Origin of the sequence: Gordonia zhaorongruii, from assembly GCF_007559005.1 — a bacterium.
Lineage (GTDB): Bacteria > Actinomycetota > Actinomycetes > Mycobacteriales > Mycobacteriaceae > Gordonia > Gordonia zhaorongruii.
The window spans coordinates 1,202,069-1,217,211 of the sequence record NZ_CP041763.1 but is presented as its reverse complement, the minus strand read 5'-3'; the positions used below and the strand labels follow the sequence as shown (position 1 = coordinate 1,217,211).

Genomic DNA, 15,143 nt, shown 5'->3' with positions numbered 1-15,143 from the left:
ATTGGTGGTGTGGATACCCACGCGCCCATCCCCTCAGTACCCGGCGTCGACGATCGCCAGATCGAGACGTCTCCCGACAACCCACCGGGCCCGAACACCCGATGGCTGCCGCCCGCTGTCTATGCGAGCTCACCGCGCAGACACCCGTGGGAGATCCCCACGCTGGTGGTGGCGATTCTGCTGTCCCTCGGTGTCTACATCGTGGTGATCGCACTGATCGCGTTCGGCGCCCTCACCGATTGGCTTCTGCTTCCGCTCGCCCTCCCGATCCTGATCTTCATCGGCCGAGGTGCGGGATACGCGAGTATCCGTGCGAACGCGGTGCAGGTGACGCCGACGCAGTTCCCGGACGCGTTCGCGATGGTCGTCGAGGCATCGGCCCGTTACGGCATGGAGTACGTGCCCGACGCCTTCGTGATGGCGGGCAACGGGCAGATCAACGCCTTCGCGTCCGGTCACGGATTCCGACGCTTCGTCGTCGTCTACTCGGACATGTTCGAGGTCGGCGGGCGGGCTCGCAGTCCGGAGGCCCTCGAGTTCGTGATCGGCCACGAGGTAGGGCATATCGCCGCAGGGCATACCTCGTACTGGCGGCAGTTGTTCTCCAGCCTTCTCATGAACATCCCGATCCTGGGCGCAACGCTCTCCCGCGCCCAGGAGTACACCGCGGACAATTACGGCTATTATTCGCGGCCGGACGGGGCAGCTCCGATGATCGGTCTGCTGGCTTCCGGAAAGTACCTGCTCAGCGCCATCGACTTCGACCAGTTCGCCGATCGGGCCGTGCACGAGCGAGGATTCTTCATCACGCTCGTGAACGCCCTCTCATCACACCCCGTGCTCACCTGGCGAGCTGCCGCTCTGCGCGACCGCACGCGCAGCGGAGCGATCCTCTTCCGTCCGCGGTGGTTCGTCCGCGGTACCGGCAGCGGCAATGTGACGCACGTGCCCGCTCCGCTGCCGCCCGCCCAGGTCGCACCCGGATCGCTGCCGAACGGGTTGTCGGAGACCGGAACGTACTAGTCGAACTGCGGATCCTCGTCGCGGCTCCGCTTGAGCTCGAAGAAGTGCTGGTACGACGCGAGAGCGACGACGCCGTCCCACACCCGACCCGCTTCCTCACCACGCGGAATACGGGACAGAACCGGGCCGAAGAACGCCACGCCGTTCACGTGGATGGTCGGGGTCCCGACGTCATCGCCGACCTTGTCCATGCCCTCGTGGTGACTGGTTCGGATCGCCTCGTCGAACTCGTCCGACGCGACGGCATCCGCGAGGTCGGCTTCCAGGCCGGCCTCCTGCAGTGCGGTCGCGACCATCGACGGAACATCGCGGTTCCCGTTGTCGTGCAGCTGCGTGCCCATCGCGGTGTACAGCGGCGCGAGCACGTCGTCGCCGTGACGCGCGGCGGCCGCGGCGAGCACGCGGACCGGCCCCCACGCATCCTTGAGCATCTCGCGGTAATCGGCGGGGATGTCCTTGCCCTCGTTGAGCACGGCGAGGCTCATGATGTGGAAGTTCACATCGAGAGTGCGCACCTGCGACGCCTCGAGGATCCAGCGCGAGGTGATCCAGCACCACGGGCAGAACGGATCGAACCAGAAGTCAACGCGATTCAACTCAGCCATGAGGCCATTGAACCACCCTTCCGCCCCGGGTATCGTCCAGCGTGTCGGGGGTCTGCGCACGACCTGGGGAGGATGAATGCGCACGACCAGGAAGAATATCGTGACGGCTGCGGCCGTCACCGGGGCCGCTCTCATCGGGACGACAGTCGGCACTGCCCCATCCGCCGAGGCGACTCCGCACGCGGTCGCGGCGCGGCCGATCACGGTCTACCAGTTCCCGTCCATCGGGGTGCAATGGAGCGGTCTGGTGGTTCCCGGTCCACTCGCGCAGGGCGTGCACGCGCGGAACGGTGCGAAGCCGGGTGACGTGATCCTGTCCGCCCCGGGAACCGCCTACACGTGCAGTTCGAGCGCGGCCGGCGCACTCCTCGACATCCACCTGGCCAATCTCTCGGACGGCAAGTCGGGCGACGTCCGGATTCGGCTGTGCAAGAACTTCCGGAGCCCGGTACCCGCCTCGAGGGAGATCCACACCGGGCCGGGCCGGATCGCCGTCACAGTCAGACTCGCCGGCTCCGCCGTCTACCCGAACGCCGGTCAGCCGTCGCTGCCGGGCTTCGGAGTCTTCACGGTTCGCTGACGGCGCTCGCACTCGCCCATCACTGCTCGCACTCGCCCATCACTACAGTGGGACAGGTGAGCGCACCGAATCTGACACGTGACCAGGCGCAGCAGCGCGCAGCCATCCTCGAGGTCGACGAGTACATCCTCGACCTCGACCTGACCGACGGTTCCGGGGCCCCCGGCATCGATCGGTTCGCATCCCGCACCACCGTCCGGTTCCGGGCGAGCGGCGGCGCGACGACGTTCATCGACCTCATCGCACCGCGCGTCGTCTCGGCGACGCTGAACGGCGCGGACGTCGATGTGAGCGGCTACGACGAATCCACCGGGATCGAGTTGACCGGCCTCGCGGCCGAGAACGAACTCACCGTCATCGCCGAGTGCGCCTACTCGAACACCGGCGAGGGCCTGCACCGATTCGTCGACCCGGCGGACGGCGCCGTGTACCTGTACTCCCAGTTCGAGACCGCGGACGCCAAGCGCATGTTCGCCTGCTTCGATCAGCCCGACCTCAAGGCCACGTACTCGACCACGGTGACCGCGCCCGCCGACTGGGAGGTCATCGCGAACGGCGCACTCCGAGACGACCCGGAGAAGACCGGATCCGGCGCATCCGTGCACCGCTTCGCGACCACCGAGCCGATGAGCACCTACCTCGTCGCGCTGATCGCAGGCCCGTACGCCAAGTGGACCGACGAGTACACCGACGCGCACGGCACCATCCCCCTCGGTCTCTTCTGTCGCGCCTCGCTCGCCGAGTTCATGGACGCGGAGCGACTGTTCACCGAGACCAAGCAGGGGTTCGGCTTCTACCACCGCGTGTTCGGGATCCCGTACGCCTTCGGCAAGTACGACCAATTGTTCGTCCCCGAGTTCAACGCAGGCGCGATGGAGAACGCCGGCGCCGTCACCTTCCTCGAGGACTACGTGTTCCGCTCCCGCGTCACCAGGTACCTGTACGAGCGCCGCGCCGAGACGATCCTGCACGAGATGGCGCACATGTGGTTCGGCGACCTGGTCACCATGACCTGGTGGGACGACCTGTGGCTCAACGAGTCGTTCGCAACCTTCGCATCGGTCCTCTCGCAGGTCGAGGCCACCGAGTACACCAACGCCTGGACGACGTTCGCGAACGTCGAGAAGTCGTGGGCCTACCGCCAGGACCAGCTCCCGTCGACGCACCCGATCGCAGCCGACATCCCGGATATCGCGGCGGTCGAGGTCAACTTCGACGGCATCACGTACGCCAAGGGCGCATCGGTTCTCAAGCAACTCGTCGCGTATGTGGGCCTCGATCCGTTCCTCGCGGGTCTGCGCGATTACTTCGCCGCGCACCGCTTCGGCAACGCCTCGTTCGCCGACCTGCTCGGCGCACTGGAGGTGGCGTCGGGACGGGATCTGTCGGACTGGGGCCGCCAGTGGCTCAAGACGACCGGCATCAACGTCCTCCGACCCGATCTCGAGGTGGACGATGACGGGATCATCACGTCGTTCGCCGTCCTGCAGGACGGCGCGGCACCGGGCGCGGGAGAGACCCGCGTGCACCGCATGAAGGTCGGCGTCTACGGCTCCGATGACGACGGCGCGCTGGTCCGGACCGAATCGGTGGAGCTCGACATCGAAGGCGAGCGCACCGAGGTCCCCGGCCTCGTCGGCAAGCACCGCGGGGACCTGATCCTGCTCAACGACGACGATCTGACGTACGCGACGGTCCGTCTGGACCCCGATTCCCTCGTCACGGCGACAACGCGGATCGCCGACATCGCCGATCCGATGCCGCGCACTCTGGTCTGGTCCGCAGCATGGGAGATGACGCGTCAGGCCGAGATGCCCGCACGTGTCTTCGCCGAACTGGTGGGCCGTGGCATCGCCACGGAGAGCGAGGTCGGCGTGGTGCAGCGCGTGCTGATGCAGGCGACCACCGCCCTCGAGGCGTACGCGGAACCCGAGTGGGCGGAATCGACCGGATGGCCCGCGTTCTCGGCCCGCCTGCTCGAGTTGGCGCGGGCCGCCGAGGCCGGGTCCGATCATCAGCTCGCGTTCGTGAACACCCTCCTCGCCGGAGTACTCGGCGATGCCGAGGTGCCCGTCGTCGCGTCCTTGATCGACGGCGGGGATCCGGCGCCACAGGGTCTGCCCGGACTCGTGGTCGATGCCGAACTGCGCTGGCGTGCCGTGCGAGCGCTCGCCGCGCGCGATGCGATCGGCGAGAAGGAGATCGCCGCGGAGAGCGAGCGCGACAACACCGCAGCGGGCGCCCGTCACGCTGCGGCTGCGCGTGCCGCGAAGCCCGACCGCGAGGCCAAGGAGAACGCCTGGACGACAGCGTTCGACGACGACTCGGTCGCCAACGTGACTGTGCGGTCGATCGTTCAGGGAATCACGAGTCCCGGGCAGTCCGAGCTGCTGAAGCCGTACACGAAGCGCTACTTCGCGGAGGTGTCCGATCTCTGGTCGCGCCGCACGAGCGAGGTCGCCCAGACCGTCGTGGTCGGTCTCTACCCGAGCTGGGACCTCAGCGACGACGCGCTCGCCGAGGCCGACGATCTGCTGGCCGGCGAGCTGCCGGCGGCGCTGCGGCGTCTCATCGTGGAAGGCCGCGACTCGGCTGCGCGCGCCATCGCGGCCCGTTCGTTCGATGCGGCCTCCGCCGACTGACACCTGTGCCAAAATGCGCGCATGGCACGCAATCTGCAGGAACTGATCGTTGAACGCAGCGATTCGGCCGGCGTCGCAGTACGGTTCAGCGACGCCGGCCGAATTCGTGAGTGGGACTGGCGGGAGTACGTGGGGCGTGCCCGCAGTCACGGCGCAGCGATCATCAGCCGGCTGGACGCCGGTGCGCCGCCCCACGTCGCAGCCCTGCTGGGCAATACGCCGGAGATGCTGGTCGCGCTCGCCGCCGCGGCCGCAGGCGGGTACGTGCTGTGCGGCGTCAACGACACGCGTCGCGGCGCAGCACTGGCCGGCGATGTGCTCCGGACCGATGCTCAGATCCTCCTGGTCGACTCCGGTCATCGCGCGCTGATCGACGGGCTGGATCTCCCCGGTGTCTCGGTGATCGAGGTGGACGGTCCGGCGTGGGCCGCCGAACTGGACGCTGCGGGCGACCTGGTCCCCGTGCGGACGGTGGAGGCCGCAGATCCGTTCATGATGATCTTCACCTCCGGCACCAGCGGTGACCCCAAGGCCGTGCTGGTCTCGCACCTGATGGTGTTCTTCGCGGGCGCGAACCTGGTGGAGAAGTTCGGCCTGACGACGGACGACGTCTGCTACCTGTCGATGCCTCTGTTCCACTCCAACGCCATCGCGGGCGGCTTCGGACCTGCGCTGTGCGCAGGCGCGACCATGGTGCCCGCGCACTTCTCCGCGTCCGGATTCGTCGATGATCTGCGCAGGTTCGGAGTCACGTATCTGAACTACGTCGGCAAGCCGCTGGCGTACGTCCTGGCAACCCCGCCGCGAGCGGACGACGCCGACAACCCGCTGCGCATCGCGTTCGGGAACGAGGCGTCCGAACGCGACATCGGCGAGTTCTCCCGCCGTTTCGGAGTGCACGTCCTCGACGCCTTCGGATCCACCGAGAACGCCGTGATCGTCAGTCGGGACGAGACCACTCCCCCGGGCTCCATCGGAAAGGGATTCGAAGGCGTGGCCGTCTACGATTCCGAGACGCGAACCCCGTGTCCCAGCGCCCGATTCGACGAGCACGGGGTCATCGTCAATCCGGAGGAGGCGATAGGCGAACTGGTCAACACGACCGGTGCGGGCTTCTTCACCGGCTACTACAACGACCCGGGCGCGAATGCCGAGCGCATGCGAGGCGGGATGTACTGGTCGGGCGATCTGGCATACGCCGACGCGGACGGGAACATCTATCTCGCGGGCCGCACATCCGATTGGCTCCGGGTGGACGGCGAGAATCTGACGGCTGCACCGATCGAGCGGATCCTCATGCGCTTCGACGCAATCAGCCGGGTCGCCGTGTACGCGATGACGGATCCGGACACGGTCGGCGATCAGGTGATGGCCGCTCTCGTGCTGCGGGACGATGTCACGCTGACACCCGCCGGCTTCGCCGAGTTCCTCGCGGCGCAGGACGATCTGTCGCCGAAGGCGTGGCCGCGCTACGTGCGGGTGGCGCGCGAGCTCCCGTCGACGGCCACCAACAAAATCCTCAAGCGGTCGCTGGTTTCGGACGGCTTGTCAGTGGGCGATGACATCCTGTGGGAACGAGCCGAGCGCTCACGCGAGTACGTGACTCACATGAGCGCTCGGTAGATCCGGTGTCAAGCGTCAGGGACGAGCGACGGCGGTCGCCATCACGCGCAGCGCCGACACGAGGCCGTCGATCAGATCGTTCTGCCTGATCGATGAGAGTGCGGCCGACACGCCGAGCTCGGCCACTCGGTCGTTGACGCGGCCTGCGACTCCCGATCCGGACACGACTACCACGTCGCGCGAGTTGGGCGAGACCGCGATGAGCGCACCATTGATCGGCTCGGGGGCCTGGGCGAGGAGGCCGCGCGCGCCCTCGACGACGTCCGTTCCGAGGTCGCCCACGTACGCCGAGAACCGGACCTCAGCGACCTCGCTGGCTTCCTGGAGCGTGTCGTCGAGCAGGATCAGCTCGTCGCGGGAGAACGGCGGCGTGCCGAACCCCTCACCCGGGAACGTCGCAGCGGACACGCGGCCACTGGTCGTGACCACCGCGCCCAGGGGCAGGGACGACGCGTCTACCTGCTTGATGTCACCACTTGCCACTTGCGGATCCTCCGTCGGTGTGTCCGGACTCGAAGTGCCGGGCGAGCTTCATCGGCTCGATATCTGTCGCCGAGAAAAGCGCGGGACCGTGGTCCCACCGCTGATCCAGCGTGTACTTCTGAACCTCGGGACGCTTGACGCCCCACGAGAATGCCATCGAGACGACACAGAGCAGCACTGCGAGGACGCACAGCACGACGACTGTCATTCCGACGGGGACAAGAAGCTGGTCCACATCCCACCCTTTCGACTCACGCTGGAGCAACGTGCGCGACCTGCCGTGTGCAGATCATCTGCGCCCAATTTATCGCACCGCGCACCCGGTGTCTGCGGAGGGCCTACACGGTGTCGTAGACGGTCGAAGGCACAGTGTCGTAGGGAGTCGTGGACAATGGGACCTGTGAGCACTTTCTACGACGAGGTAGGCGGCCACGAGACCTTCCGGCGGATCACCGCTCGGTTCTACGAGGAAGTCGCCGCCGACGAGATTCTGCAACCGATGTATCCCGAGGAGGATCTCGGCCCCGCTGAGCGGCGGCTGCGCATGTTCCTCGAGCAGTACTGGGGCGGGCCGCACACGTACTCGGACGAACGGGGACATCCCCGTCTGCGGATGCGTCACGTGCCGTACCACGTCGGACCACTCGAGCGCGACGCGTGGCTCCGGTGCATGCACATCGCAGTCGGCTCGATCGAATCGGACGTCCTCGACGATGAGCATCGCCGTGAACTGACCGACTACCTGAACATGGCAGCTAACGCGCTGGTCAACAGTCCGGCCTGAACGATATGGGAGAATCGCGACCGTGAGCGAACAGAACGTGACGAATCCGGATCAAGGCGGCGAATGGTGGCGTTCCGCAGTCGTCTACCAGGTCTATCCGCGCTCGTTCTCGGACCTGAACGGCGACGGGATCGGCGACCTCGCCGGAGTCGTGGACAAACTCGGCTACCTCGAACTCCTCGGTGTGGATGCCATCTGGCTGTCACCTGTCACGCGCTCCCCGATGGCCGACCACGGTTACGACGTCTCCGACCCGCGTGACATCGACCCGATCTTCGGTGATCTGGAGACCTTCGATCGCCTCATCGCGGAGGCTCACGACCGGGACATCCGCGTCACGATGGATCTGGTCCCCAATCACACCAGCGACGAGCACGAATGGTTCACGCAGGCCCTGGCCGCCGAGCCGGGTAGCCCGGAGCGGGCACGGTACATCTTCCAGGACGGCCGCGGCGAGAACGGCGACGAACCGCCCAACAACTGGACGAGCGTGTTCGGCGGCCCGGCGTGGACGCGCGTTCCGGCGACTGATGACGAACCGGCTCAGTGGTACCTCCACCTGTTCGCCCCGCAGCAGCCCGATCTCAACTGGGAGACCCCCGAGGTTCTCGAGGACCTGCAGAAGACCATGCGGTTCTGGCTCGATCGCGGCGTCGACGGGTTCCGGATCGACGTAGCGCACGGCATGGCGAAGCCCGAGGGCCTCCCCGATCTCGAGGAGCCCGCCACGGTCCTCACGCACACAGACGACGATCCCCGATTCAACCGAGACGGCGTGCACGAGATCCATCGCGCCATCCGGGCGGTCTCCGACGAGTACCCGGGGACCGCGAACGTCGGCGAGGTGTGGGTGTCGTCGCCCGAGGCGTTCGCGAAGTACGTGCGCTCCGACGAGCTGCATCTCGGGTTCAATTTCGCATTGGCCTCCGCCGCATTCGACGCCGACGAGGTCCGCTCCGCGATCACGTCCTCGATGGAGGCGACGTCGGCGGTGGGCGCTGTGCCCACGTGGACGCTCTCGAATCACGACGTGCACCGAGAGGTGAGCCGCTACGCGCCCGCCGCCGAGGAGTTCGGCCTCACTCCCGGCCAGGCACTCGCCGTCGGAGCCCAGCGCGCCCGGGCGATGGCCCTGGTCGAATTGGCGCTCCCCGGAACGGTCTTCATCTACAACGGCGCGGAGCTCGGGCTGCCGAACGCGAACCTGCCCGACGACTCCCTGGTCGATCCGGTGTGGGAGAGCTCAGGCCACACCGATCGAGGCCGGGACGAATGCCGGGTGCCGATCCCGTGGGAAGGTTCCGAGCCGCCGTTCGGATTCAGTTCCAGTTCCGAGACGTGGCTGCCGATCCCGGCGGATTGGGCGACGATCACCGTCGAAGCACAACTCGAGGACATCTTCTCGACCCTCTCCTTGTACCGCCAGGCGATCGAACTCCGTTATGCCCGTCCGGAATTCGGCGGCGACACGGTCGAGTGGTACGGCGCGCCGGAGGGCTGCATCGCATTCCGGCGCCCGGGCGGGCTGGTCTGCGCGCTCAACGCCTCGACCGAACCCGTCCCGCTCCCGCCCGGAGAGGTGCTGCTCGTCAGCACACCGTTGGAGTCAGGTCAGCTGCCGCCCAACGCGGCGGCGTGGCTCATCTGACCCGCGCCTGATTCTCTCGCATCAGCCGACGTTCAGGTTCAGCACCGAACGGCGCTGATACACCGATCCGAATCGCGCGTCGAGTCGGGCCCACGCCCCCGACGCGCGGACCCGGACCGGCTCGTCCGGATCGATCGCCGCGATCGGCGATTCGGCGGTGATCTCGTGTCCGCGTGCGTCTCGCACGAAGCCCATCGAGGTCAGCGCGAAGACTGCGCGCATGCTGATCTGGATCGGTTCCGCGGCGTCTTCGGCTCCGCCGGCTCGCACGGTGAGCACATTCTGATCGAGCAGCGACGACGCGGGCCCGAGCGCTCCGGACTCGTCCCTGGCCACTCCGGCACCGCGCCTCGCCAGTTCGACGACGTCGCGGGCGGGTACGTCGTCCACGTGCGCGAAGCCCGTCGCCCCGGGTAGTGCGCCCTGCCAGGCACCCGGGAGCGCGAAGCCGACGCCGACCGTCTCATCGCCGGCCCGAACGGATCCGGCCATCGCTGAGACGTCGCAGATCACGTCGTTCGGCGATACCGTGCCGAACACCGATCGCGTGGCGAGAACGTCGAATCCGGTTCTGATCCACAGCCCGACTCGGGCGTCATCGCGTTCGTGCGCGCGGAGCACACCCGAGTCGTCGACTCGCTGGGCTCGCGAGACGAAGGCTGCGATATCGGCGCGATCGGAGTCGCGGTACGGAGTGATGCCGCGGACGATCGCCGGGAACGGGCCGGTCACTCGCGCACGAATCCCGAAAGGTACGCCTTCTCCTCCGCCGTCATGCGGCGCGGGCGTTGGGTGTCGACATCGAACGAGACGAGCTGGGTGCTCGCGACCACGGCGGGCTTGGAGTCGGGCGCGGCGCCGTGCGGACGCACCTCGTAGCCGACGGTGAAATCAACGGCCCGGAGCCGTTCGACGAACATGGTCACCGCGATCGGCGACTCGTCGTGCCGGATCTGCCCCTGGTACTTCACGTGCAGATCGGCGACGAGGCAGCCGGCGCGCATCAGGGTGGTCGGCTTGTCCTCGTAGAACAGCCACGGGATCCGCGCCTCTTCCAGGAGGGTCACCATGCGCGCGTGGTTGATGTGCTGGAACACGTCCATGTCGGACCAACGGACCGGCACCGACACCACGTACCCGGCATCGGTGCGGTGCCCGTCGTCGTCCCATAGCCGCCGAGTCGCAGTTCCTGCTGCCTGATCCTCAGTCACTCCCGCAACCTCCCTGATCGAGTCGTCAACCGCTCACACTACGCAACGCGCGAACGGCCACCGAAAGGGTGGCGACGTCCCATTGTCCCTCGGCGTCGAGCTCGTCGAGGGTCGCGGTGGCGCGCTGAAGTCTCGCGGTGCGAGCCGACGACCACTCGGCGATCTTCTCCTGCGTGCTCTCCTCCGGTTCGGACATCTCCAGGATCGAGGCGGTGAGACCGCGGAGCACGGTCTGAAGGTCGTCGTGCAGTGCGACTCGCGCCAGGAGGTTCCAGCGATCCCCTGCCGGCAACCCGTCGACCGCCGCGACCAGCCGGTCGATTCCGAAGTGGTCGTACACCGCGAACAGCAGGTCGCCGACTTCGGCGGCTCCGCGATCGGTGATCTCGGCCAGATCGTGGACATCGAGGAGGTGCACGCGATACGGGATCTCCGCCACCGCCCGGGCCAGGTCCGCCTCGACCCCGGCATCGACGTACCCCGAGCACACCTGCTCCGCGGCGGTTGCGCTCGTATGCCGGAGCCAGCGCCCCACATCGGAGGACAGCACCGCGACCTCGCCGTACCGGGTCGTCTCCGAGGCGATCGCGAGCGGCTGCGGACGGTGCGCCAGCAGCCATCGCGAACTGGTCGACAGCAGGCGCCGGACGCGGCGCGTCATCTCGTCGCCGATCGCGGCCTGGATCGGCTGACGCCGGATCCTCGCGATCAGGTCGGTCAGCCCGAACACGTCGTCGGCGACCACGAACGCACGCGCCCCCTCCCCTGTGTCCGCACCCGTGGACTCGGTGGTCGAGAGCAGATGCGCGATTCCACCGTCGTCCACGATCCGGTTCACCAGTCGCGTGGTGACGATCTCGCGGCGCAGACGGTGCCCGGCGATACCGTCCGCGAACCGCTCGCGCACCGCCGTCGGGAAGTAGTCGGCAGCGAGAGGCGTGAAGAGTTCGTTGTCGGGGAGTGCCGAATCGAGCAGCTGCCCCTTGGTCTGCAGCTTCACGTGCGCCATCACCGTCGCCAGTTCCGGGCTGGTGAGGCCGCGCCCCAGGTCCCCGTCACGTCGCGCGCGGAGCTGGTCGGGTCGGGGCAGTGCCTCGAGTTTCAGGTCCACGCCGTTCGCGGCGAGATCGCCGAGGATCCTGGCGTGCAGTTCGACGTCGTCGGCGGCAGTGCCGCGCGCAACACCGAGTTCGGAGTTCTGGGCGATGTTGTCGGCCAGGACCAGTGCGGAGACCTCGTCGGTCATCGACTCCAGGAACGCGACCCGCCGGTCGGCAGCGAGCGCTCCGGACGCGATCTGCGAATCCAGCAGCACCTTGATGTTGACCTCGTGATCCGAGCAGTCCACGCCTGCCGAATTGTCCAGGGCGTCGCTGTTGATGCGGACTCCCGACAGGTCGGCCTCGATGCGACCGCGCTCGGTCACGCCGAGATTGCCGCCTTCCCCGACCACCTGGACGCGCAGTTGATCGCCGGTCACCCGGATCGGGTCGTTGGCTTTGTCACCGACCTGGGCGTCCGCCTCGTCGGACGCCTTGATGTAGGTACCGATGCCGCCGTTGAACAACAGGTCCGTCGGCGCCATGAGCACCGCGCGGATCAATTCGGGCGGTGTCAGCTCGAAGGCGTCGCCGGGCAGTCCGAGTGCGGTGCGCATCTGCGCGGTGACCGGGATCGACTTCACGTCGCGGGGCCACACCCCGCCGCCTTCGGAGATCAGGGAGGTGTCGTAGTCCGCCCACGAGGACCGCGGCAGCTCGAACAGCCGGCGCCGTTCGCCGTACGAAGACGCCGCATCCGGATCCGGATCGACGAACACGTGCCGATGGTCGAACGCGGCGACCAGCCTCGTGTGCTCGGACAGCAGCATCCCATTGCCGAAGACGTCACCGCTCATGTCGCCGATACCGACCGCTGTGAAGTCCTCGGACTGCACGTCCACGCCGATCTCCCAGAAGTGCCGTTTCACCGACTCCCAGGCGCCGCGGGCGGTGATGCCCATCGCCTTGTGGTCGTAGCCGACCGATCCGCCGGACGCGAAGGCATCGCCGAGCCAGAAACCGTAGTGCTGCGCGACCTCGTTGGCGACGTCGGAGAACGCCGCAGTGCCCTTGTCCGCCGCCACCACCAGATACGGATCGTCTCCGTCGCGGCGCACCACCCGGTCGGGGTGGCGCACCACACCGGTCGCGGCGTCGAGGTCGTCGGTCACCTGCAGGAGCGAGGCGATGAAGTCGCGGTAGCAGGCCGGCCCCTGCTCCCTCGACGATCGACCGCGCACCACGAAGCCGCCCTTGGCGCCGACCGGCACGATCACCGCGTTCTTCACCGCTTGCGCCTTCACGAGTCCCAGGACCTCGGTACGGAAGTCCTCTTGACGGTCCGACCACCGCAGCCCGCCGCGCGCCACATCGCCGAATCGCAGATGGACTCCCTCCACCAACGGCGAGTGCACGAAGATCTCGTACGCCGGTCTCGGTGCAGGCGCGTGCGGAAGGTCGCCGGTGCGGAGTTTGATCGCGATTGTCGGGCGAGTCCATCCGTCGTGCGCGATGTAGAAGTTGGTTCGCAGCGTCGCCCGGACGGTGGCGGCGAGCGCCGACAGCACCCGATCGGCGTCGAGACTCAGGATGCGCGCGATGTGCTCGTCCAGAAGGTCCGACGCGGCCTCCCGCCGCTGCGGATCTGCCGTCTCCGGATCGAACGACGCCGCGAACAGGTCGACGAGCGCCCTGGTTGCCTCACGCTGCTCGCCGAGCACGCCGCCGATGTGCGACGCGCTGTATCCGAAGCCGCACTGCCCCAGGTATCGCACGTAGGTTCGGATCATCGCGACCCACCGGGACGTCAGACCTGCCCGCAGTACGAGTTCCCCGAGCCGATCGACGTCCGCCTCCTCCAGCCACATCGCCCGGAAGGCCTCGCCGATCCGCTCGGGCAGATCGGCCGAATCAGCAATCTCGCATGCCGGCGCAGGCGCCACCGTGAACTCGTAGATCCCGACGGCGGTGCCGTCCGAACGTCGCACGCTGTGCGGGTGCTCGTCGACCACTGTCAGTCCGAGACTCTGCAGCATCGGCAGCACGTCGGTCAGCGCTGCCTCCCGGTCGCACAGGTACAACGTGAACGTCCACGGTTCACCGTCCGGCGTCCGGACGTGCACGTGCAGATCACCGGACGCCAAGCGGGCGACCACCGGGAGATCCGCGGCCGCCGCGGCCGGGTCGCGCTCATCGCGGTACCGATCCGAGACCAACCCCAGCTGGCGCAGGGACGCCGTGCCGCCGTCGAGCTGCTCGCGCACACGGTCGTCCCACGTGCGGACCGCCTCGGAGAGCTGTGCGAGACAGTCGGTACCGGTCGAGTCGGCGACGTCCACCCGGCGCCCGACGTGCATCACCACCTGCAGTTGCGCCAGCGGTGAATGCGACAGACGGGTGGTGAAGTCGTTCTCGTCGCCCCCGTGCTCGGCCTTGATGATGTCGATCACCTTGGTGCGAACCGCCGTCGAGTACGACTCACGCGGCATGAACACCAGCGCCGACACCGTGTGCCCGTCCAGACCGGCCCGCACGTGGAACCGCGGCCCGCGATCAGACTGCGCCGCAAGGAGTTCGCTCACCCGGCGGGTCAGTTCGTCGGGCGCTGCCGCAAGCAGTTCGACGATCGGGAACGTCTGTAGCAGCTCGATGGCGGCCATGCCGCCGTACGAGTCCTCGGCGTATCCGAGGACGGTCAGCACGTGCTGCGTCTTGAGCCGGATGACCGGGATCTCCCGAACCGACTGGTACCGGCCCATCGAGGTGATCATCCCCAGGAACTGGTGCTCCACCTCTCCGATGCGGATCCGCACGATGAGCGGGAACCTCCTGCGCAGCAGCCCGGTCGGGAGCCAGATCCGGTCCGCGGCCACACCTTCCGCGGCCGGGGTGGGTCGTGGCGTAACCGCGTCCCGCCAGACACCGAGCGTCTCCCCCGCGTCCGGATCCGCGTGCGCTGCCCGGTAGCCGACGCCCACGAAGTTCTCCCGGGACGCGAACCACTCGAGTAGTCGCACCTCCTCCATGTCGCCGCCGGAGTCGGCCAGCGCCGCGACCACCTCGGTGAGCCGCTCGCGCATCGCAGGTGTGTCGTCGCGAACGGAGACGGCCCGCCGCAGAGCAGCCGTCACCCGACGTGCCAGTTCCTCGGTATCGGTGTCGGGCGACGGAGCGACCACCACGCTGATCCACGACTCGTCGATCGTGGAGCCCGGGCCGTCGACGATGCGCCCACCGTCATCGCGGACCACCGTGCGGATCGGGTGATCGGTGCTGGTGACGGTGAGGCCCGCTTCGCCGATCACCGCGAGCATCGACTCGACGAGCAGCGGAGCGTCGTCGCCGATCGCCTGGACGGTGATGTCACCGGTATCGCTGCGAGCCGCTGATACGAGAAACTGGCCCGGCAGTCGGACGGTTCCCACCGTCTGCTGCCGGGCCAGTTCGCCGTAGTTCGTGTTTCGGGACTCGTCGTCCACTGCGATCACAACCTCTCCTGCGCCT

General features: G+C 67.7%; 12 protein-coding genes. 6 read left to right on the top strand and 6 right to left on the bottom strand.

The annotated features are described in order from the left end of the window. Window positions 1-9: 9 nt before the first annotated feature. Window positions 10-1,023, top strand: coding sequence for a M48 family metallopeptidase (locus tag FO044_RS05515; protein ID WP_244945790.1), 1,014 nt, complete (start codon window positions 10-12; stop codon window positions 1,021-1,023). Here the strand turns inward: FO044_RS05515 and FO044_RS05510 are convergent. After that, window positions 1,020-1,628, bottom strand: a complete 609-nt coding sequence (locus FO044_RS05510) for a mycothiol-dependent nitroreductase Rv2466c family protein (protein WP_143965396.1) — start codon at window positions 1,626-1,628, stop codon at window positions 1,020-1,022. The genes FO044_RS05515 and FO044_RS05510 overlap by 4 nt on opposite strands. A gap of 76 nt (window positions 1,629-1,704) precedes the next feature. Here FO044_RS05510 and FO044_RS05505 point away from each other — a divergent pair, with 76 nt between their 5' ends. Genes FO044_RS05505 through fadD1 form a run of 3 tightly spaced genes read left to right on the top strand, consistent with a single transcriptional unit; the run spans window position 1,705 to window position 6,473 of the window. Beyond that, on the top strand, window positions 1,705-2,208 hold the full coding sequence (locus tag FO044_RS05505; RefSeq protein WP_132993711.1) for a hypothetical protein: 504 nt from the start codon (window positions 1,705-1,707) through the stop codon (window positions 2,206-2,208). A gap of 56 nt (window positions 2,209-2,264) precedes the next feature. Next, window positions 2,265-4,850, top strand: a complete 2,586-nt coding sequence (gene pepN, locus FO044_RS05500) for an aminopeptidase N (RefSeq protein ID WP_143965395.1) — start codon at window positions 2,265-2,267, stop codon at window positions 4,848-4,850. Window positions 4,851-4,871: 21 nt separating this feature from the next. Further along, the gene (fadD1, locus tag FO044_RS05495; RefSeq protein ID WP_143965394.1) at window positions 4,872-6,473 is read left to right on the top strand and encodes a fatty-acid--CoA ligase FadD1; all 1,602 of its coding nucleotides are present in this window, start codon (window positions 4,872-4,874) and stop codon (window positions 6,471-6,473) included. Window positions 6,474-6,488: 15 nt separating this feature from the next. Here fadD1 and FO044_RS05490 read toward each other — a convergent pair whose 3' ends face one another. Next, a complete protein-coding gene (locus FO044_RS05490; RefSeq protein WP_143965393.1) occupies window positions 6,489-6,956 on the bottom strand; it encodes a DUF5130 family protein in 468 nt (155 codons plus the stop codon). Beyond that, a complete protein-coding gene (gene ctaJ / locus FO044_RS05485; RefSeq protein WP_132993715.1) occupies window positions 6,943-7,191 on the bottom strand; it encodes an aa3-type cytochrome oxidase subunit CtaJ in 249 nt (82 codons plus the stop codon). Before ctaJ ends, FO044_RS05490 begins: the two co-directional genes overlap by 14 nt. A 156-nt stretch (window positions 7,192-7,347) precedes the next feature. Here ctaJ and FO044_RS05480 point away from each other — a divergent pair, with 156 nt between their 5' ends. Both FO044_RS05480 and FO044_RS05475 read left to right on the top strand, forming a co-directional pair. Then, window positions 7,348-7,740 carry a globin gene (locus FO044_RS05480; protein ID WP_132993716.1) on the top strand — a complete coding sequence of 131 codons (393 nt, stop codon included), beginning with the start codon at window positions 7,348-7,350 and terminating at the stop codon, window positions 7,738-7,740. Between the two features lie 22 nt (window positions 7,741-7,762). Continuing rightward, window positions 7,763-9,388 carry a glycoside hydrolase family 13 protein gene (locus tag FO044_RS05475; protein WP_143965392.1) on the top strand — a complete coding sequence of 542 codons (1,626 nt, stop codon included), beginning with the start codon at window positions 7,763-7,765 and terminating at the stop codon, window positions 9,386-9,388. Between the two features lie 21 nt (window positions 9,389-9,409). On the opposite strand, the gene FO044_RS05470 is transcribed toward FO044_RS05475, so the two are convergent. Genes FO044_RS05470 through FO044_RS05460 form a run of 3 tightly spaced genes read right to left on the bottom strand, consistent with a single transcriptional unit; the run spans window position 9,410 to window position 15,127 of the window. Continuing rightward, complete coding sequence (locus FO044_RS05470) at window positions 9,410-10,120, bottom strand: DUF8185 domain-containing protein (protein ID WP_235831495.1); 711 nt, start codon at window positions 10,118-10,120, stop codon at window positions 9,410-9,412. Then, window positions 10,117-10,599, bottom strand: coding sequence for an acyl-CoA thioesterase (locus tag FO044_RS05465; protein ID WP_132993718.1), 483 nt, complete (start codon window positions 10,597-10,599; stop codon window positions 10,117-10,119). Before FO044_RS05465 ends, FO044_RS05470 begins: the two co-directional genes overlap by 4 nt. Before the next feature lie 25 nt (window positions 10,600-10,624). Further along, window positions 10,625-15,127: an NAD-glutamate dehydrogenase domain-containing protein gene (locus FO044_RS05460; protein ID WP_143965391.1), complete on the bottom strand. Its 4,503-nt coding sequence runs from the start codon at window positions 15,125-15,127 to the stop codon at window positions 10,625-10,627. Window positions 15,128-15,143: the final 16 nt, after the last annotated feature.

What these genes read in the sequence shown, in the direction of transcription:
- FO044_RS05480 (WP_132993716.1), top strand. Translation starts at nt 7,348, where the DNA reads ATGGGACCTGTGAGCACTTTCTACGACGAGGTAGGCGGCCACGAGACC.
- FO044_RS05505 (WP_132993711.1), top strand. Translation starts at nt 1,705, where the DNA reads ATGCGCACGACCAGGAAGAATATCGTGACGGCTGCGGCCGTCACCGGG.
- fadD1 (WP_143965394.1), top strand. Translation starts at nt 4,872, where the DNA reads ATGGCACGCAATCTGCAGGAACTGATCGTTGAACGCAGCGATTCGGCC.
- FO044_RS05510 (WP_143965396.1), bottom strand. Translation starts at nt 1,628, where the DNA reads ATGGCTGAGTTGAATCGCGTTGACTTCTGGTTCGATCCGTTCTGCCCG.